The sequence below is a fragment of the Paenibacillus taichungensis genome (assembly GCF_050994985.1).
Taxonomy (GTDB): Bacteria; Bacillota; Bacilli; order Paenibacillales; family Paenibacillaceae; genus Paenibacillus; species Paenibacillus taichungensis.
Genome location: NZ_CP194720.1, coordinates 3,712,122 through 3,732,598 on the forward strand (window position 1 = coordinate 3,712,122; position 20,477 = coordinate 3,732,598).

The following is a 20,477-nucleotide window of genomic DNA, read 5'->3' on the forward strand; positions in this document are numbered from 1 at the left end:
ACCTTTACAGAATCAGAAAACAACAACGTTATTGTGGGTTGTTCTGCAGTTGAATATACGGCTTATGTAAAAAAGGTCACTTGGGATGACAGCGCAAAAAGACTGTCGCACTAAATTCAGTGTCGGGACAGCCCTTTTCACTATCATTATGAAGATCAACAAATCAACATTTATTTCAGTACAAATTGCTGAAGAGCTGCACCGCCCTTGAAAACGATGCAGAGCTGTTCAATCTCACGCTCTGCCTTCAGGGAACAGCGAACTGTGCTCCACTGAAGATCCTTTCCGTTGACTGTTCCAGCAGAACCGGGAACGACACAAGTGCCGAGCAGCGGGCCTTCTGGACCTTCAGCCCGAATCTCCAATTCGCCACTTACTCCGAAGGCTGCCACACGACCTTCAAACCCACTAGCTTGCCGGAAGCCATTGTCGTGGAATGAAATCCAGGAAGAACGACCTTCATTATACAGCGGTTCACCTGAAACAATGGCACGGATGGCTGAACGGCCTTCCAGACACTCATCCAACAGAACGCCTGCATAAGCATCGTAATTTTCCGCAAACGTAGGTAGGTTCAGTGCTCGTTGAGGAATGGTTTCACCCTCGATGAGAATTTCTGCGGTCTGACGAATATCTGCTGAGGAACGTCCAGCCATGATCGACCAGGCGGCGGTTTCAAGACAATATTTGTCTCGAGTGACATCCCAGAAAGCCAGTTTCTGAACAGGAATTTCGAAAGAAAGATTTTCCACGGCGCCGGAAGCAAGATGAATCCGCCGGAAGCCGATCAACTGACGTTGTGGGCGTTTCACCCGTGAAGTTTGGGCGTGCCCATACAGCTGCACCACTTCATCGCTGGCACGTTCCCCTTTGTTCTCAACCTGCACTTCAATCTTCAGCACATCATCTCCAGAAGATCCCTCTGTCCGCTCCACTCGAATCGCCTTATACTCAAAGTCGGAATAGGTTAATCCATGACCAAAGGGATACAGGACTGGACCTTCATGATACATATAGGTTGTACTGTTATGAATAACGTCATAATCCATGATGTCTGGAAGCTGCGATTCATCCTCATACCATGTCATGTTCAGTCTACCAGCAGGAGCATAGTTTCCGAGCAGAACATCCGCAACCGCATTCCCCAGTTCCTGGCCTGCATGCGTAAGGTATACGATTGCCGGAGCCACGTCTTTTAACTCTTGCAGTGCGAATGGATAACTGCCAACAATGACAACGACCGTATTAGGATTCACTTGGCAGACTTCTCTTACCAGTCGGGCCTGCTCAGGCGGAAGCTGTAGACTTGGGCGATCAATTTCCTCTTTACCGTTAATATAGGGACTATTACCAACAACAACGACAGAAACATCGCTATTCTGTGCAGCTTTTTTCGCCTGTTCTATTCCGTTAGCAACAACGTCCAGCTTAAACACAGCAGGTTGCTTCTTCCCTTCTACGGCGTCCGGATTACCAGATGAAATCAGGTCTTCGTCTGTTTGTTCCGTCGCTGGGGATAGCACCAGTTGCCCCTGATGTTCATCCAACCTTAGTGGCAGTCCGTTCCACGTTCGCAGCGTACTTTTTCCATCCGGCTGTGAATCAATCTGTACCACTTCCTTGACGAACCAACCACCAATCTCCGGTGCATTCGCCTGATAGATACCCTGTTCGGTTAACGAGACAAAGCGATTGTTTTTCACACTGCGAAGCGAGTGACTTCCCCAGCCCCAGTCCTGATGAATGAATTCAGTAGCTTCTGCACTGCCTTCCGGCACGGCAACAAGCTTTCCTTCTGCCCCAAGCGTGATTACCTTGCCATCGGCTGTCTTCAGACTGATACGATCATTCCCATCTGCAAAAGATACTTCCGCACCGCCAAGCTTCTTACGCAGCCCTTCCAAAACGGTAACACGATAAGGCAGTGTGCCACTGTACCAATCGGTATAGACTACATCCGCAAGGGGACCGATTACGCTAACCTTCTGCAATCTTTCCGATTGGAGAGGAAGCAGTCCATTATTTTTAAGTAAAACGATAGATTCTGCTGCTGCTCTATAACTTAATTTGGCATGTTCAGGCGCGCACAATACAGATTCCGATATCGAAGCATACGGGTTAAGTCCCGTCTGATCCAGTTGTCCAAGCCGCATCCGCACGCCAAAAATATTTCGAATGGCCCGGTCAAGATCCTCGACCTCCAGCAAGTTTCGCTCAAGCGCCTCTTCCAAGGCAGATACGACTAAGTCAACCTCGTCCGTCAGACAGTCCACACCTGCCTTTAAAGCCCCTGCCGCCGATTCCGCATGCGTGGCATGATAACCGTGATAATTGACCGTCTGGGACAAATCTCCCCCGTCACACACGATAAATCCAGGCATGGCCCACTCACCCTTGACCACATCATTCACATATGGGCTTTCAATGGCGGGTGTACCGTTGATCGAATTGTAGGCTGTCATCATGGACAAGGCCCCACCTTCTACGAAAGGCGTCTCGAAGGCTTTTAAATAATATTCACGCAAGTTACGCGGATCGATGCTGGATGAACAATTCAACCGGTCCTTCTCATTATTATTGGCAAAAAAGTGCTTAAGCGTCGCAACCATTTTAAGATAGAAAGAGTGGTTACCCTGCATGCCCTTCACAAGAGCAGCTGACATTTCACCTGTCAGTACGGGATCTTCACCATAACCTTCTTCCGTTCTGCCCCAACGCGGATCTCGTTCCAGATCGACGGTTGGCGCCCATAAGGTCAAGCCGTGACGCTCGGGTGCACGATGGTGGTATGCTCTGGCTTCATCTCCGATGACGGAACCAATTTCGCGCATGAGCTTGGTATTCCAGGTGCTCGACAGACCGAGCGGCTGCGGAAAAACGGTAGCCTCACCTATCCAGGCAACCCCGTGAGCCGCTTCGCCACCCACATTGTAGCCGGGTATTCCCAATCGGGGTACTGCTGCTTCGCGTGTAGGAATTAATCGGATTTTCTCCTCCGTTGTCAGACGCGCAATCAAGTCATTTAATCGTTCTTCCAATGGCAATGTTGCGTCCCACATCGGATATTGAGTATACTCTTTCATACTAACCCCTCCTACTTATTCGTTAAGTTTGAGTCCCTTCCATTCTTCCAATAGATCCAGTGTACGCTCGCGATACTTCTGGCCTGCCTCCGGCTGATCAACCTGATGTTCATGCACATATGCGTTAAAGAAAGAGGAAAGTATGCGGTAGGCCAAAAGGCGTGCCTGACCCTCATCTGTCATATTCTGTGACTGGCCATAGCCTTCATGAAAACCAGCTGATGATTCTGTCGATAAAATAGCCTCAAACTGCCTGTCCGCAAACATGGAACGATCCCCATCAATGATGGCGGCTATGTTTAGCTGCCCGTTCTCCTCATGAACAAGCACGTTAGCTTCCCACAGATCGTTATGAACAAGAACCGGAACAGTCACCTGATCAAATAAATCCTTATTTGTTATGAACATATCTGCGATTGCTTCTCCCACACCTGGCATATAGCCAACTTGTGACGCTTTGAGTGCCGTCTCTCCTGCAAAAGCGTGCAGCACCTCGGACCAATGATCCGAGCCTTTAATCGTCCCATCGCCCTGCGGCCAGCCAAACGATTCACCCTCAATCTGATGCATAACAGCCGTATAAGCGCCGAGCTGATGATATAATCGTTCTTTATCCGCTTCCGAAATCGATGAATGATCCAGCTGCTTACTGGGTATGAACTCCATAAACATATAGGTTCTCGGAATGATCGATCCACTGTCATCACAGGCAATAATGTTCGGAGCAGGAATGCCTGCTTTACGGTAATATTCATAAACAACAGGTTCAGCAGACATCATTGTACATTCAAATGAAAATAACGGATCGCCAGCAGAGCCGAGCGGCATCTCTACCCGCTCTGGAGCCAAACGTAATATCACATCCGCGTATGACGCATGTTCAAGCTGAATTCGATACGTTGTATTAAAAAGTCCACCCTGCAAAAGTGCAAAACTCTTCACAATGGTAGCGGTTCCAAAAGTGTTCTCTACCAACTTATACAGCATCTCGGCAGTAATGGTTTGGTGTAAACCTGAATTCGTTGTACTCATTAGATATAATCCCCTATCTTTATCTGTCGCTTTATAAATTGAACTAAAGAATATTTACATTTCCACCTCGATGACAGAACAACCTTCCGATCATGTAAAAATTTAGTTCAATCTATAAATGATACTACCATTTCTTTTCTATAACCATATCTTCCAATGGCACGACAGTAGACAAACAGACGGAACCTTGCGGCACCGTCCTTCTGTTTATCCAATAAATTTTACAGTTGAATTGTAAGCGAGCTAGCACCTGCTGCTGCCGTAACGACAACACCATTTGTACCAGACGCTTGGGAACCGCCCTCTACGCCGGATACACTTTCGATGCCACGCAGCACGATATTCCATGGTTTGCCTGCACCTTCAGCACGAACTTCCAGAACAGAGCCGTTACGGGATACGTTAACAACCAGCTCCTGCTCAGCACTTTGGTTTACAACCACCGCTTGAGCGGAGTTGCCGTCAGCCAGTTCGAACAAGTGAAGGGACACATTATCCGCAAAGTCATAATCCGGTTTGCTATCCACAGCACCAACAGCAATCAGGCTGTTTGGCTTAACCATCATTGGCAGTGTTTTGAAGTCATGATTTTCGCTAATCCAGCGTCCACCTTCAACTTTAGCACCTGTCAGATAGTTGGTCCATGTACCTTCGGGCAGGTAATAACGAACATCACCCTCCTTGTTGAAGATTGGAGCCACCAGGATCGAATCACCAAACATGTATTGTGTATCCAGGCTGAATGTTGTTGGATCCTCTGGGAAATCCAGCAGCATAGCGCGCATCATCGGAATACCTTTTACAGTCGACTCCACCGCAGAATTGTAGAGATACGGCATCAAGCTGATTTTGAGTTTGGTAAAGTCACGAACAACGTCCACGGATTCCTCGTCGAACAGCCAAGGCACACGATACGAAGTGCTTCCGTGTAGGCGGCTGTGAGAAGATAAAAGTCCGAATTGTACCCAGCGTTTGTATACGTCAGGGGTTGCTGTACTTTCAAATCCGCTGATATCATGGCTCCAGAATCCGAAACCGGAAAGTCCAAGCGAGAGACCGCCCCGAAGTGATTCAGCCATGGATTCATAAGTAGAAGAGCAGTCTCCACCCCAGTGAACTGGGAACTGTTGACCACCTGCTGTTGCAGAGCGTGCAAACAGGGCAGCTTCGTTTTTGCCAATCTTTTCTTCGAGCAATTCAAATACAGCTTTGTTATAGAGCTGTGTATAATAGTTGTGCATTTTAACCGGATCAGAGCCATCGAAGTACACGACATCTGTCGGAATTCTTTCACCGAAGTCTGTTTTGAATGAATCAACACCTTGATCAAGCAGAACTTCCAGCTTACTCTTATACCAATTAACAGCATCCGGATTCGTGAAATCAACCAGAGCCATACCTGCTTGCCACATATCCCATTGCCATACGCTGCCATCCGCTGTTTTTACCAGATAACCGTTCTCCATTCCTTCATCGAACAAGTAGGATTTTTCTGCAATATATGGATTGATCCACGCACAGATTTTGAGTCCTTTCTCTTTCAGACGTGCAAGCATGCCTTCCGGATCTGGGAACATCGCTTCATCCCATACGAAATCAGACCATTGGTATTCCTTCATCCAGAAGCAGTCAAAATGGAATACAGACAGCGGAAGATCACGCTCAGCCATGCCATCCACGAAATGGTTAACCGTTGCTTCATCATAATCCGTTGTGAATGATGTGGTCAGCCACAGACCAAACGTCCATGCTGGTGGAAGCGCTGGTTTACCTGTTAATTTTGTATAATTATCAAGTACATCCTTTGGATTGTCACCGCCGATAATGAAGTATTCCAAAGTCTCCCCTTCTACGCTGAACTGCACTTTAGATACATTCTCAGATGCAATCTCATACGATACGCGTTCAGGATGGTTTACAAATACGCCATATCCTTTGTTGGACAAGTAGAAAGGAATGTTCTTATATGACTGCTCACTGCTTGTACCGCCGTCCTCATTCCAAGTGTCAACCACTTGACCATTCTTAACAAACGGCGTGAAGCGCTCACCGAGTCCATATACGTATTCACCAATGCCGAGATCAAGCTGCTCGCGGAAGTACGCTTCCTTACTTGGACCAGTAATATAACCAGCCGCTCTTTGACCGCTACCTGTAATCCGTTTTCCTCCATACAGGAAGCTGACGTCCCAACCGTTCGTTTTGTCGATTTGAACTTCCAGATTGCCGCTTTTCAAAACAGCACCTTGTTCATTTTTCGAGATGTCAACGTTTGCATCTTGAGTATTAAGCTCAAATACAGGCCCTTTTTTCACTCCGCCTTTATGGTGATTCAAAGTTACACGAATAACGTTAGGCATAGGTGAACTGTACGTTGCTTTAAGCAATGTACCATTCAACGTGTCGCCTTTGGTGCGAATATATTTAGTTGCCGCATATACGGTCAAAGAATCCTCTTTTTGCACAATATCACGAATGTCAGTCGGGTTTTGAATGTGGTACCCTTCACGAGTCATCCAGAATCCATCAGTAAATTTCATGTTTTCTTTCCCCCTTCGGTTATACTATAATAATATTGACATTAATAACGAATTTCTTCTCATATTTTGACCAAATATATCACGATTCTGATATTTCTTATCCGATTCTTTATAAACACCACCAATCTATGGGAACGTTTACATTAATAATGATGCAAAGGAGATTCTCATATGGAACGTGAACGATTACGGGAAGACCGGATTCACGGCAATGCCATGTATCCAGTCAGTGTATACCCGGATATTCAACAATTGAATGGGGACAGCATTCTCGATTGCCATTGGCACGATGAGATGGAGTTCACCATGGTGACTCAGGGCAGTGCTGTTTTTCAAATTGATATGAATACGGTAGAAGTCCAAGCGGGAGAAGCCATCTTTATCAATCGGGGCGAAATTCACGCCGGCTATCTGAAAGGTGATATCCCTTGTGTTTTTTCATCCATCGTATTTAACCCGGAGCTATTAGGCAGCCGTACATTCGATGCTGTACAGGAGAAATTCGTTGGCCCACTGGTGCACAAAACGGTTCTCCCCCCTTACCATATCCAAACGGATGAAGCGTGGGGCCAAGAAATCATTTTACATTTGAAACGGATTTTCGCCGATCATGCCGCCGGGACACCAACCTGCGAGATGACAACCAAAGCTTACCTCTATTTAATATTTGCACAAATGTTTGAACATATGAGACCTGCTGCACTCAAAGGGACCATTCCGTCAGGCAGTCATGATAAAGTGGAGCGTCTGAAATCAGTGTTAAGCTATATTCACAAGCGTTACCCCGAACCACTCAAGCTAAAAGAACTGGCAGATGAGGCCAATATGAGCGAAGGACATTTTTGCCGCTTTTTCAAACAGATGGTTCAGAAAAGTCCGGTCGACTATATCAACTATTATCGCATCCAGCAGGCCTGTGTTCAGCTTGAGAATACCGATCACAAAATTGTGGATATTGCCATGGACGTTGGGTTCGAGCATTTGAGCTACTTCATTACAACATTCAAGAAACACAAGAATATTACCCCGTCCCAATATCGCAAAATGTTTTATGAGAAAGTGGCGATGGAACCTGCACTGGTCTAAGCTTAAACATCTTTCAGGACCAGCATTCGGCACTCTGAACTGATGATACTTCACTGTTCTCCACTTTTATATGAGTTAACAGATGCAAAGAAGGTGCTTCAGCCCGTTCGGCCGTAGCACCTCCTTTAATTTCTGATGTATTGGAATTTCATTTTACTTTTTCAATGTCTCCCATGAGCTGTACTCATGCACCGAGAATCCGTTAAAAGACGAATGCACACTTGCCATTTTCTCTACCACCTTGAGCTGTGCTTCCATATATGCTGTACCCTCTTCATAAAAGGTAATAAAATCGCCTTCTTTGCTTTGCTTGGTCTCCACGGCGATCGATACCGTTTTACCCAAAAGTGACGCTTCCTCAAGTTCATCCTTGGCCACATTATAGATGGCCGTAGCCGTATCCCGGTAAGCCATAATGGTAATCGAGTCAAACTTGCGGATCATCCAGCTGCTTACATTCATCGTGGAACCCGGAATCTTGTAACCATCCAGCCAGAAAGGCAGGTCAGCGGCTACCGGCATCTTCATCCGTGCGGCCCGATCGACGATGTATTCAACGTTCCCCTGCCACTGCGTGATCACACTGGCCTGATTGGTTTTCCACTCTGGATGTACATGAGGTTCAATGTCCAGATGGATGCCGGCAAATTTCTCATTAGGCTCTACTTGATTTTGATACGCTTCAACCCAGTCCAGAAAATCTGCAATTTGACCCCGACTCTCCGTCAGTCCCCAAGCAGGTCTTCCATCCATAACGTCAACGGCAATATTTTTCTCTCTGGCTTGACGAATGAAAGATGTATAGTACGGAAGCTTTACATCCCGATTCATTTGTAGGTAGATCGTATTGATTTTGTTCGTTGTGGCAAACTTCAGCACTAGCTGAGGGTTATTTTGAATCTGTGTGGTATCCCATACCCAGGTTGCTCTTACCGATCCCTGAACCGTTCCATGGATGGTTTCATAACTGTCGACTGAGCCAAGTGCAGTGGCTTTGCAAACATAAGTATTTCCCGTAAACAGCATGAAACAACTAATTAACAAAATGAATTGGTATCTCTTTTTGCTTTTCATATTTGTACACTCCCTTTGATGTTATGCAGCTCTATCGTGCAAATCTCGATGAAATTCTGTCGTTTTATATTCATTCATTGGATACAATTTCGATGTACGACTATTTACATTGCTTTTATATGCAACATCATCTCTTAGACTTACGACGAAAGAATCATATAACATTATTTCGGGTATTCACACTTCTGTATTTATAGTCCTAAAGTCTCATTTATGAAAAAGAATTTAATTTTATCCTAATTTCACTCTAACATGGGTCATTTTTTGCATATGTACAACAGACGACTCAAGACCTAGTAAGCGTTTTCCTGTGAAAATAAAAAAAGGCCGCCCAAAGGCGACCTATACTTCTCTCCCGGTTCAAGGAAGAATGGACACGCTATTATTCTTTAATTCGTTAATTACCTGCCGGAGCAGCCGGTGTATTCTCCACCATGTCATCAAACAAAGATACCAGCTCAATGCCTTCTGCCGAAATGCGTACCAAGCCTTTATCAGACAAGCGCAATTCCGGAATAACGACAAGCGCCAGCAGAGACAGCGTCATAAATGCGTTATTTAACGTACAACCAGCAGACCGTAACGCTTCACTTATAGCTGCAGATTGAGCTGCTACCACTTCAAAAGATTCCGTGGACATCAGGCCTGCAATGCGCAGCGGAAATTCGGTCACACCAGAGGCAGTCACGACGGCTACGCCTCCCTGCATCCCAACGACCCGGTTGCCCGCCTCGGCCATCAATGCGTCATCATTACCGATAATGAGCAGATTGTGGCTGTCATGTGCAACGGTCATCGCAATGGCCGCAGGACCTGTGAAGCCAATTCCCCCAACAAGAGCAACGGCGCGATTGCCGGTTTGTTTGTGACGCTCCAGCACTGCAATTTTGCAGATTTCACCTGATGTTGAAACGACGACATTGCCATGTTCCACCGTGACATTAACATGCTTCTCTTTGGTATCCACATGATTCTCCGTCACATGAATCACTTTTGCTCCAATCGTCCCTTCGGTAATCGGCGCTGACAGTTCCATGTCCTTCGGCTGGATGTTGGCTTGCAGTTTCACGGTGTTCAACGCCTCTTCCGGGTATGTGAAGCTGTCCCAGACTGCTGTCATTTTGCCGTTCTCTGCCACGACATGCCCTGCGGCAATCGTCATGCCTACATGGACATCAGCCAAGCGTCCATCCAGCAAAATAATGTCGGCGATATTCCCTGGAATAACCGCACCAATGTCGCGTGCTACGCCGAAACGTTCAGCCGTATTAATCGTCGCCATCTGGAAAGCGGTAACCGGCTTCACCCCTTGAGAAATGGCCAAACGCACAACAAAGTCCATATGACCTTCTTTGAGCAGTGATTCAGAGCTCCGGTCATCCGTCACCAGCATCATGCGACGTGTATCCAGGCCAAGTTCTGTGCAGGCTTTGATCGTTTCCGCCACGTCATGCCATGCAGAGCCCTGACGCATTTTGGCATACATGCCAAGCCGCAGACGTTCCACCACATCTTCCTTCGTAACACATTCATGATCCCCCGTAACGCCGCTTGCAGCGTAGGCTGGCAGCCGCCAGTCATCCGCTGCCCAGGTAAAGTGACCATCTGCCACCTTCCCTGCTCGGAGCGTCGCCTGGATCTCACCGATCATCGTCTCGTCCCCGTACACGACCCCAGGGAAGTTCATTACTTCACCTAGACCAATCATATCCGGACCCCAGGAGAGGGCTTCGGCCACTTCTTCCGGTCCAATATAAGCGCCTGTTGTCTCTAGTCCAGGATGTGTGGAAGGAACACAGGAAGCCACCTGCATATAAGCAGCCATTGGTGTCGTCCGAGCTTCATCCAGCATCAATCGCAAACCTTTGAGTCCAAGCACATTCGAGATTTCATGCGGGTCAAAGAATCCTCCCGTTGTACCGGAAGGCAGAACGGCTCTTGCAAACTCGGTTACTTTCATTTGTGTACTTTCTATGTGACAGTGCCCATCCAGCAATCCGGGAGCAATATATTTGCCTTCTGCCTCAATAATACGTGTATGCTCTCCGATCGTATGGCTTACATCTTTGCCAACATATGCAATCCGGGCTCCCTGTACCGCTACAGACATGCCCGGTATAATTTCACCCGAAACCACATTAACCAGTGTTCCGCCCCGAATGACCAAGGTCGCAGGTAAGTCTCCCCGTGCTGTTGCCACCAGATCCGGTACGCAATCCGCCATTAATGGGCGTTCAAAAGATGGTGTATTCATGCTGCTGCCTCCTTCATTAAATAAACGATCCAAAAAAATAGATTGTTACGATTATATGAGTCTCGCCGTCATGTGTAAAGAAAATTAACACCTATTGTGCATGCACACAAAGGATGGATCATTTTTTATCCATAAAACCTAATCCTTCTGATCTCATGTCAGAAGAGATGCAATTATCTATGTCCAGTGATCTACTTTGTACCACTCACAGCAAAGCCCAACCTCATGGAGCTTCTTATTCCCCACATCGTATTCCAAAATACACAGAAAGACTCCCGTCCCTTCGAACGGAAGCCTTCTTCATGAACATGAAAGACAAAATCAATCGGTTTGAACCGCAGACACCTTACCCATATCATACAATTCCTCGGACTGGGACGTAATGAATGGGCTCGGTTTACCCATGCAATAGACATGCAGCAAATGCATGGCACGGGTACATGCCGTATAGAACAGCTTGCGTTCATGTTCCTGCGCATATTGCGATGCAGATCCGTCATAGATCAAAACGGCATCAAACTCCACACCTTTGGCCAGATATGCTGGGATGACATGCACACCCCGTTCAAAGGCTAACGTTGTTTTCTTAATCAGCTTCGGTGCCGTAGGCAGTACTTTGCTTAACGCTTCATAGATGTCCTTGCTCTCTTCCGCGGTTTTACATATGACCGCAACCGATTCATACCCTTCCTGAATCAGATGTTTGAGATCGGCTGTAATAACATCCAGATGCTTCTGTTCATTGGAGGAAACGATCACTTTCGGTTTCTCCCCACCCCGATTAAATGGAACAATCTCTTCTCCACCCGGAACCATGCCGCGTGTAAACTCCACGATCTCCTGTGTTGAACGATAACTTCTCGTCAGCTCGATCACTTCCGTATTTTCCGGTCCATACAGGTTGGTCAGCGGCCCCGTCCCACTTAATACCGAAGAGTGGGCATAGATAGCTTGATTAAAATCTCCAAGTGCGGTGATTTTGGATCTCGGGAACAATCTCTTCATAAAGGCCAGTTGAAAGGCAGAGTAATCCTGTGCCTCGTCAATGATCACATGGCGGATATTGGAGTTAATATGGAAACCGAGCAGTAACTCACGCAAATACAAATATGGTGTGATATCCTCATAGGCCAGCTCCTGTACTTTTAATCTGCGAAGTGTCATCTCACCAATCTCTTCCCAGTGTGAAGGCAGTGCTTCCTCTCCCAACAGGCGAACCATCTGAGCCCGGTCGTTGAATAAGTTGGCGTACAGTTGACGGACATCGACAAAACGTAACGATTTGATCCATTTGCGCAAAGGCTTGAGCCGATCACTGACCACCATCCGGGCAAGGATCTCCCTTTCCTGCTGGAAATCATCGAACGTGTCTGCCTTCCCTTTTTGCTTTCGCTTGAGACGCTGATAGGCCCGCTGCAAATCTTCCGGCTCCATCAGATCCATTTGTTGATCTACCCAAGGGGCTTCCAATTCACCTTTGCCAAAGGCCGATAACTCTTTCAGCATCCAGTCCCGCAGGATTTCCAATCGATTCACCAGTTTGACGGATGGCTCGAAGCTATAGAATTTCTCCGCCATGGCCTCAGCTGTAACCACAGCCCGTCCCTGGAAACGAACTGGCTTGAATTTCATACCTTCAGACATCATGCTGTCCTTATAACGCGTTATCACCTTCAGGAAGGATTCGGATGACTTGAATCGAATGCCAGACATACGCGCTTCATACTCAGGATCTTCTGTTCCGGTCAGTACGTATTCAAGCTGAATGAATGGGTCTTCCAGCTGATATTCTCGGCCCAGACGGCGTTCCAGATATTCCTGGAAGGTCGTTTGCAGCATATTTTCCTCCCCAAGCTCAGGCAGTACGGTGGAAACATAACTGTTGAACATTGGGTTTGGCGAAAAAAGGACCATCTGATCCGCTTGCAGATGCTCGCGGTATTTATAGAGAAGGTACGCCACACGCTGAAGTGCAGCAGATGTTTTACCACTGCCAGCAGCTCCCTGCACGATCAGCATGCGAGTCCGGTCATTACGGATAATTCGGTTCTGCTCCTTCTGGATGGTCGCCACAATACTTTTCATCTGTGCATCTGAGGTTCGACTGAGAACGGCCTGTAACAGTTCGTCCCCAATGGTAACTCCGGTGTCGAACATAAAGCGGATACGTCCATCCCGAATGACAAACTGCCGCTTCATCTCAATATCGCCACTTATCTCACCGCTAGGTGTATGATACGTGACCGGACCTGGCGCACCATCGTAATACAGGTTCGATATGGGTGCACGCCAGTCATAGACAAGGAAGGATTCCTCCTTCTCATCCAACAATGATGCGATCCCCAGATAGATTCGCTCTGCATTTGGATAGCCATTTTCCTTAAAATCAATGCGTCCAAAATACGGTGAATGATGCAGCCGTTTCATTTTGTCCAGCGCTGCTGCCGTATTCAGATGACTGCGCTCCCGATCCGATAGAACCTGTGATTGCTGCCTCATACTGGTGGAGGTCTCACCCACGTCATCCGCTTCGCTGAAGTTCATGGTGACTTCGTCCCAGAAGTCTTTTCTCATCCCCACAACTTCGTCCCTGAAGGAACCTACCTCTTTTTCTAGGATGTCGATTTTCCGATCAATCTGTTCCGTTACAACGTTGACCCGCTGTTGCTCCTCGCTCCATTGCTGGTCTGTACTCATATGTTAATACGCCTCTCTTTCCCCGGATTGTGTCCTCAAAAGCCCATTTGACAAGCCCGAAAAGGCTATGGTATAATTAATTAGAAAGTAAACATTTTTATTTTATGTTAATTAGTTCTAATTTTCTGAAAACCATTTTTTATTGTACCAGTGACAACGTCCCGATGCAAGCGGAGGCGTTTTTTGTTGTTTTCATTCTATTATTACCCTCGAATAGGGTGAATATAGAACGTTTACCATTCTATTGTCGTAATTCTTCAATGGTCTCTCTCCAACGTGTAATTGCCCCAGACTCATCTTTTAATTGAAATGTGATCCCTGAAGTAATCTCCGCATAGGGTGCATGATCTACTCGAATGTTTAACACCTGAGCCTCAAAACGATCTCTCGGATGCACAGCTTCCATGAGTTGTGGCAGTGAAGTCACATCCAGACGAATAGATAACAAGCTTTGCTGATGGACAGCAATCAAGGTAGCCTTACCTGTTCGACTCATATTCATACTTGTCTGTGTTCCCGGCCATAAAGCCAGTCTCAGCAAGTTGGGCGCAATAGCAATGACTTCCCCCATACTAATCATCGCCTGATGCGGCCAGCCATCTTCGGACACAGTGAGCAATTGCATCGCTTCGTGTTGCTTCTGCTCCAGATCCTGTCCATTGAACCACTCCATCCATTCAGTGCTAAGCTGTGTTACATTCATACGTATCTACCTCGGTTCGATTGAGTTGGTTGCGCAAGGTTTGCGCTATGTATACAAAACAACCCGGACACGCTGTCCGGGCTGGTTGTGGTTCCATTGTATATGACAAACCACATCACCGCAAACCGTATTACCATGTTTACGGCCATTTAAGCCAATTCAGAATTTTATCCTGTGACTCCTTGTCTTCACTGGCACTATGCACATGTTCGGCAAGCCGGTTTAATCGTTCCAGCTGATAGCCATAATCGTAGATTGCAGCTGCAACGATGGACAGTCTCAGCATCCCTTCCTGATCGATATCAAACTGGGAAATGGCCTGCTCCATAAAACGATCATTATCCAAAATGAACTGTGCCGCTTCTTCTCCGTTCGGTTTCAGCTTATCCTCGAATTTGAGCAGCGCATGTTCATGGAATTTGATTACAAGCTCCAGATGTGTATCAAAGAACTGATCCATTTCGGGCGTGCGCTGTGCCTGAAAATAATGGCGTTCTACCGAATCCAGCACATCGAATCCTTTTTGCAGGCTCAGTAGCATCTGTTTGTATACGACCATCTGCCGGGTCTCACTGAATTTGGAACGTTTCATCTTCTTCTGTTCTTCTTCAAACAAATTATATTTATCTGACAAAGATTTAATCGAACCGCCTAGATTGTTTTTCTCATCCCGGAACACTACTTCCTTAATCTCATCCGAGATCGATGTACGCAGTAGCAGTGACATGCCACTGAACACACTCTGAATCTGCTTCACGAACTGAATCTTCGGCTTGGGTGGAAATACCGTAATGTTAATAAGAAACGCAGATACAATGCCGACAAGTGTCAGCAGGAAACGGTTCAATGCAAAATGCCAGTCACCGGACGCTTCCATAATCGATACAACGGTTACCAGCGTCAGACCAACCGTTTCGCCCATATTCAATTTAAGACAAATCATAATAACCAGCACAATAATTAACCCGACGGCAATCGGCTCATTGGACAGCACCATGCCTCCCAGCAAGGCCACAATTGCCCCAAGTGTGGTGGTTTGCAGCTGATCGAGGAAATACTTCCAGGAACGATAAATGGATGGCTGCATCGCAAAGATGGCCGCAATCGCGGCGGGAACGGGAGATTGCGGGTTCAGGAACATGCTGCTAAGGTACAGGGCCAGCGTGACCGCAATCCCTGTCTTAAGTACACGTGCACCAAATGACATGGTGACCCCTCCTCTTTTTCGAAACTGATTTCATTCGTTGGATGATCATTATCATTATTACCCCATATTTCTTTTTTTGCCCGAATCAATTCAGGAGAACGATTTATTGTATCATGGAAGCCTTTGGGTTACCATGCCTTGTATCCTGTTGATGAGTTAAATTCAATTTCCTACTACTTCTATGTACACAAAACAATACCCCACACTCCACTTTCGGAAGTAGGGGGTATTGTATGTTTAACTCAAACGGAGAAAGTTATGAAAACCTTCCTTCCCATTCACGCTTGAACTGCTCCACAAACTGCATCATAAAGTCATGACGCTGCTCCGCCAGTTCCTTGCCGTAGGACGTGTTCATCAGATCTTTTAGCTTAAACAGCTTTTCGTAAAAGTGATTGATCGTTGTACTGCGTCCATTCCGGTATTCTTCCCGCGTCATCTGCTCTCGTGGCGGAAGGGCAGGATCATACATCTCACGACCTCTCGCACCGGCAAAAGCAAAAGTACGAGCAATTCCAATGGCGCCCAACGCATCCAGGCGATCCGCATCCTGCACGACCTGAGCTTCCAGGGATGAAACAGCAGGGCGCTGTCCTCCTGCATAGGAAATAGAACTAATAATGTGTATCACAGCTTCCCGTGTACCCGCTTCAAGCGGCTGGGTATCCAGCCATGCATTCAGCTTCGCCATCCCGGCTTCGAGACTTTCGTTCAACTTCTCATCCGGCACATCATGAAGCAATGCAGCGAGTTCACAGATAAAGGGATCGGCACCCATACGGTGTGCGAGCTCGACCGCAAGTGCGGTCACCCGCTCGATATGAGGCCAGTCATGACCATCTGTATGTGCGGCCGCATCTCCCTGTACAAAAGCACGAGCCGCCCGAAGAATAGCCTCTCCTGTTAACGTTCCATCAACCTGATCCCCATACCCTGATTGTTGCGTGCCTAGGTTCAGATGTTGAGGGGATTTCTCTTGCATCTTACACGTCCCCGCCTTCGCGAGTTTGTTCACGTGGTATACGTCTTGCCACACCGGTCTTGACCGCTGCTTCAATCACGCGATTGCGCATCGATTTGACAATTTTATCGTTAAACACACTCGGAATAATATAATAACGGGTGCGCTCTTCATCCGAAATGGCTGAAGCAATCGCCTGAGCTGCTGCGAGCTTCATCTCCTCATTAATCTCACTGGCACGGCAATCCAGAACGGCTCTGAACATCCCCGGGAAACACAATACATTATTGATCTGATTCGGATAATCCGAGCGGCCTGTCGCCATGACAGCCACGATGTCTTCTACCACAGATGGCATAATCTCCGGTACCGGATTCGCCATGGCGAAGACAATCGGGTCAGCGGCCATAGTTTGCACATCTTCCCGGGTTAACAGATTACCGCGTGACAAGCCGATGAAGACGTCTGCTCCGCGAATCACGTCACGAAGTGAACCTGTCTCCAGTTCCGGGTTGGTACGCGCTGCATAGTCGCTCCATACTTCATTTTCATAGGTAGTCGTCCGTACCAATGCACCTTCACGATCGACCCCGACAACCCGACTCGCACCAGCGGACAGCAGAATATTACTGCATGCCACACCTGCTGCACCGATACCACAGACAACTATTTTCACATCCGTGATGGACTTGCCAACCAGCTTGAGCGCATTAATCAGACCTGCATACAATACAACTGCTGTACCATGCTGATCGTCATGAAATACTGGAATGTCCAGTTCCTCATTCAGGCGACGCTCAATTTCGAAGCAACGTGGTGAAGAAATATCCTCCAGATTAATCCCGCCAAATGCCGGTGAGATCGCTTTCACAGTTCGAATAATTTCCTCGGTATCCTGTGTATCCAGGCAGATTGGAAAAGCATCCACTCCTGCAAACTGTTTGAACAACATCGCTTTACCTTCCATGACCGGCATCGCGGCACGTGGTCCAATATTGCCAAGTCCGAGCACTGCACTGCCATCCGATACTACGGCAACCGTATTCCGCTTGATTGTCAGCGAAAATGCCTTTCCAGGCTCTTCTGATATAGCCGAACATACCCGGGCCACATCCGGTGTATATACGCGTGACAGATCTTCCCGGTTATGAATCGGGACCTTCGGAGTAACCTCGATCTTGCCGCCCAAGTGCAGCAGGAACGTCCGGTCCGATACGTTTATGATGGATGCCCCTTTTAGCTGACGCACCCCTTCTATAATTTTGTTGTTATCTTGTGCATCCGTTACAGCGACAGTTAAGTCGCGCACACTAACATCCTGATTGGTCGAAATTACGTCGATGGCGATGATGTCCCCGCCGGCTTCCGAGATGGCCGAAGCCACTTCGCCAAACTTGATGTCTTTTGTTGTCATTTCCAGCCGAATAATAAAGCTGTTACCGTCTAAATTCCTTTGATTCATTCCAATTCCTCCCAGACTGAAAGTCATGAGTTGCAATGTTACCTGTTTGTCTTCGCTGCGCGGACACGTTTATCCTTTATCTTGCCCAGAAAAAGTACTCAACGTGATCTAAATACGACAAAAAGGACCACCCTCTCCGTCTGATCGAGACGTTAAGGGTGACCCTTCTGCGTGCTATATATAAGTTGAACTAAGAATATTTACACTTGCCACTCTGATGACAGAACAACCTTCCACTCGTTTTATCCCCAGATTTTCCAGTCAATTGAGTAATATTATATTATTTACGCTCAGCCGCTCTGCGCAGTACCCGGATGTCATATGGCTGCAAATCCAGGCTGCCCTCCACAGCATCATCACTCAGCAGATCACGATAGGACTGGTTATCCAGTTGTACTTGCTTCGGCTCCGGTGTGTAGTTCTGCACAAATACATAATCTGCTGTTCCATCAGTACGAATGTGTGCTGTAACTCCAGCAGGAAGCTGAGTTTCAAGAGCACGCTCAATACCCAGATCAGCGATTAAACTGCCATAGAAATCATCGTAAAATGGAGCTTTGAAACGTGTAGCCATATAATAAGCTTTACCTGAACCAAGACGATTAACGGTCAAAGCAGGCCGTCCAGCATAGAAGTCGGAGCGATATGTCGCTAGCGCTTCTGCACCTTCCAGATGAATCAGGTCGCATAATTCGAAAGCATCATACTCGGCATTCAGTTGAAGCTCGTTGTCCTTCACAGGCACAACCCCATTCAGATCACGGTCATGCAAGCCGTCAATCTCTTCTGACCAAATTCCCAGCGTCTTGCGAAGCGGTCCAGGGAATCCTCCCAGGAAGCATAGATCATTCTCATTTACGATACCTGACCAATACGTGGCTACAAATGTACCGCCATTTTCTACGAATCGCTCAATGCGTTCGCCGACTCCTTCACGTACCAGATAGAGCATAGGTGCGATGAGCAGTTTGTACTTGGAGAGATCAGCATCCATGTCGATGACGTCCACAGGCACACCTTTTTTCCAAAAGGCATCATAATGCCATTCTACCGTCTGCTCGTACTTCACTCCGATGTTACGTGGTCCTTGGGAATCCTTTACTGCCCAGCGGTTTTCCCAGTCGAAGATGATGGCAACTTCAGCCGGAACGGACGTTCCAACCACCGCCTGCATTCCTTCCAGCGCCGTTCCTACGTCAGTAACATCCTGGAACACACGGGTCTGTTCATGTCCAACATGGTCCACAACTGCTCCATGAAGCTTTTCACTGGACCCCCGACTCTTTCTCCACTGGAAGTACTGTACACTGTCCGAGCCGTGTGCTACAGCTTGCAGAGATGCCAGCAAATGCATGCCCGGACGTTTCAATTTGCTGGTCTCTTGCCAGTTGGTTGAGCTTGGTGTACTTTCCATCAATAGAAACGGCTGCCCGCCCTTGATGGAACGTACGATATCATGCATCATCGCCACTCTGGATGCCAGCGTATCTTCTTCATCCGCATCATGCCATGTCGGGTAACTGTCCCATGACAGGAAATCCAGAATGTCAGCGAACTTCCAGTAGTTCAATCCTTCATAAAATTCCATCAGGTTGGTCGTTACCGGCAGATCGGGATTTTTGGCCTTCAGCGGTTTCGTTTCGTGCACGATAAAATCAGCAGTCTGATCGGTGACAAACCTGCGCCAGTCCAGATTCATCGCATGGACCTGTGTCTCTCCGTGCGGGGCAGGAGACTCCACTTGCTTCCAGTCTGTCACGGTATGGCTCCAGAATGTCGTCCACCAGGAGTGATTCAACTCATCCAGTGTGCCGTATTTGTTTTTCACCCAGCCGCGAAAAGCATCCTGGCAATAATCACAGTGGCAGTCCCCGCCGAATTCATTGGAAATGTGCCAGCCAATGACTGCGGGATGATCCGAGTAACGTTCTGCAAGCTTGGTATTGATTGCCGTAACCTTCTCCCGGTATACCGGAGACGTATAACAATGGTTGTGACGGAAGCCATGCAGGTTGCGAACCCGATTGGCCCCAACACGCAACACTTCAGGATACTTGGCCGACATCCAGGCAGGTCTTGCACCGCTTGGGGTAGCCAGAAATGCATAGATTCCATTCGCTGCAAACGTGTCCAAAATATGATCCAGCCAGTTAAACGTGTATACACCTTCTTCTGGTTCAAGGGATACCCATGAGAAGATGCCAACGGACATCACGTTACATTTGGCAAGCTTCATCAGGCGGATATCCTCGTCGAGAATTTCAGGATAGCGGAGCCATTGCTCCGGGTTATAGTCTGCACCATGTAACATATGAGGTGCTTTGGAACTTACAGGTGGATATTTGTATGTCATGCTGACAACTCCTTATTCATTTCAT

The 20,477-nt window shown here is 47.4% G+C and carries 12 protein-coding genes; 1 reads left to right on the forward strand and 11 read right to left on the reverse strand.

Annotation, left to right across the window (positions count from 1 at the left end; translation table 11 throughout):
* Positions 1-170: 170 nt before the first annotated feature.
* The 3 genes from ACR1R9_RS16525 to yicI all read right to left on the reverse strand — a co-directional run bounded on the left by ACR1R9_RS16525 (position 171) and on the right by yicI (position 6,655).
* A complete protein-coding gene (locus ACR1R9_RS16525) occupies positions 171-3,083 on the reverse strand; it encodes a glycoside hydrolase family 3 protein (RefSeq protein ID WP_099853430.1) in 2,913 nt (970 codons plus the stop codon).
* 15 nt (positions 3,084-3,098) lie between these two features.
* A complete protein-coding gene (locus ACR1R9_RS16530) occupies positions 3,099-4,115 on the reverse strand; it encodes a phosphotransferase (RefSeq protein ID WP_433923170.1) in 1,017 nt (338 codons plus the stop codon).
* A gap of 221 nt (positions 4,116-4,336) precedes the next feature.
* Positions 4,337-6,655: an alpha-xylosidase gene (gene yicI / locus ACR1R9_RS16535; protein WP_076289434.1), complete on the reverse strand. Its 2,319-nt coding sequence runs from the start codon at positions 6,653-6,655 to the stop codon at positions 4,337-4,339.
* Between the two features lie 171 nt (positions 6,656-6,826).
* Here yicI and ACR1R9_RS16540 point away from each other — a divergent pair, with 171 nt between their 5' ends.
* A complete protein-coding gene (locus ACR1R9_RS16540) occupies positions 6,827-7,741 on the forward strand; it encodes an AraC family transcriptional regulator (RefSeq protein WP_433923169.1) in 915 nt (304 codons plus the stop codon).
* Between the two features lie 153 nt (positions 7,742-7,894).
* Here the strand turns inward: ACR1R9_RS16540 and ACR1R9_RS16545 are convergent, their stop codons facing one another.
* From ACR1R9_RS16545 to ACR1R9_RS16580, 8 genes are all read right to left on the reverse strand, one after another.
* Entirely contained in the window at positions 7,895-8,815 is a 921-nt protein-coding gene (locus ACR1R9_RS16545) for a hypothetical protein (RefSeq protein ID WP_433923168.1), read from the reverse strand.
* 397 nt (positions 8,816-9,212) lie between these two features.
* Positions 9,213-11,069, reverse strand: coding sequence for an adenine deaminase (locus tag ACR1R9_RS16550; protein WP_310852568.1), 1,857 nt, complete (start codon positions 11,067-11,069; stop codon positions 9,213-9,215).
* A 321-nt stretch (positions 11,070-11,390) separates the two neighbouring features.
* A complete protein-coding gene (gene helD, locus ACR1R9_RS16555; protein ID WP_433923167.1) occupies positions 11,391-13,766 on the reverse strand; it encodes an RNA polymerase recycling motor HelD in 2,376 nt (791 codons plus the stop codon).
* Between the two features lie 241 nt (positions 13,767-14,007).
* A complete protein-coding gene (locus tag ACR1R9_RS16560; RefSeq protein ID WP_064639142.1) occupies positions 14,008-14,469 on the reverse strand; it encodes a hypothetical protein in 462 nt (153 codons plus the stop codon).
* Positions 14,470-14,608: 139 nt separating this feature from the next.
* Entirely contained in the window at positions 14,609-15,676 is a 1,068-nt protein-coding gene (locus ACR1R9_RS16565) for an FUSC family protein (protein WP_076289428.1), read from the reverse strand.
* A gap of 256 nt (positions 15,677-15,932) precedes the next feature.
* The gene (locus ACR1R9_RS16570) at positions 15,933-16,658 is read right to left on the reverse strand and encodes an HD domain-containing protein (RefSeq protein ID WP_076289427.1); all 726 of its coding nucleotides are present in this window, start codon (positions 16,656-16,658) and stop codon (positions 15,933-15,935) included.
* Between the two features lies 1 nt (position 16,659).
* Positions 16,660-18,099 carry an NAD-dependent malic enzyme gene (locus ACR1R9_RS16575; protein WP_076289426.1) on the reverse strand — a complete coding sequence of 480 codons (1,440 nt, stop codon included), beginning with the start codon at positions 18,097-18,099 and terminating at the stop codon, positions 16,660-16,662.
* 280 nt (positions 18,100-18,379) lie between these two features.
* Positions 18,380-20,452 (reverse strand): beta-galactosidase, encoded by a 2,073-nt coding sequence (locus ACR1R9_RS16580; protein ID WP_433923166.1) that lies wholly within the window; start codon positions 20,450-20,452, stop codon positions 18,380-18,382.
* Positions 20,453-20,477: the final 25 nt, after the last annotated feature.

What these genes read in the sequence shown, in the direction of transcription:
- ACR1R9_RS16545 (WP_433923168.1), bottom strand. Translation starts at nt 8,815, where the DNA reads ATGAAAAGCAAAAAGAGATACCAATTCATTTTGTTAATTAGTTGTTTC.
- ACR1R9_RS16540 (WP_433923169.1), top strand. Translation starts at nt 6,827, where the DNA reads ATGGAACGTGAACGATTACGGGAAGACCGGATTCACGGCAATGCCATG.
- ACR1R9_RS16530 (WP_433923170.1), bottom strand. Translation starts at nt 4,115, where the DNA reads ATGAGTACAACGAATTCAGGTTTACACCAAACCATTACTGCCGAGATG.
- ACR1R9_RS16525 (WP_099853430.1), bottom strand. Translation starts at nt 3,083, where the DNA reads ATGAAAGAGTATACTCAATATCCGATGTGGGACGCAACATTGCCATTG.
- ACR1R9_RS16550 (WP_310852568.1), bottom strand. Translation starts at nt 11,069, where the DNA reads ATGAATACACCATCTTTTGAACGCCCATTAATGGCGGATTGCGTACCG.
- helD (WP_433923167.1), bottom strand. Translation starts at nt 13,766, where the DNA reads ATGAGTACAGACCAGCAATGGAGCGAGGAGCAACAGCGGGTCAACGTT.
- ACR1R9_RS16565 (WP_076289428.1), bottom strand. Translation starts at nt 15,676, where the DNA reads ATGTCATTTGGTGCACGTGTACTTAAGACAGGGATTGCGGTCACGCTG.
- yicI (WP_076289434.1), bottom strand. Translation starts at nt 6,655, where the DNA reads ATGAAATTTACTGATGGATTCTGGATGACTCGTGAAGGGTACCACATT.
- ACR1R9_RS16575 (WP_076289426.1), bottom strand. Translation starts at nt 18,099, where the DNA reads ATGAATCAAAGGAATTTAGACGGTAACAGCTTTATTATTCGGCTGGAA.
- ACR1R9_RS16560 (WP_064639142.1), bottom strand. Translation starts at nt 14,469, where the DNA reads ATGAATGTAACACAGCTTAGCACTGAATGGATGGAGTGGTTCAATGGA.
- ACR1R9_RS16570 (WP_076289427.1), bottom strand. Translation starts at nt 16,658, where the DNA reads ATGCAAGAGAAATCCCCTCAACATCTGAACCTAGGCACGCAACAATCA.
- ACR1R9_RS16580 (WP_433923166.1), bottom strand. Translation starts at nt 20,452, where the DNA reads ATGACATACAAATATCCACCTGTAAGTTCCAAAGCACCTCATATGTTA.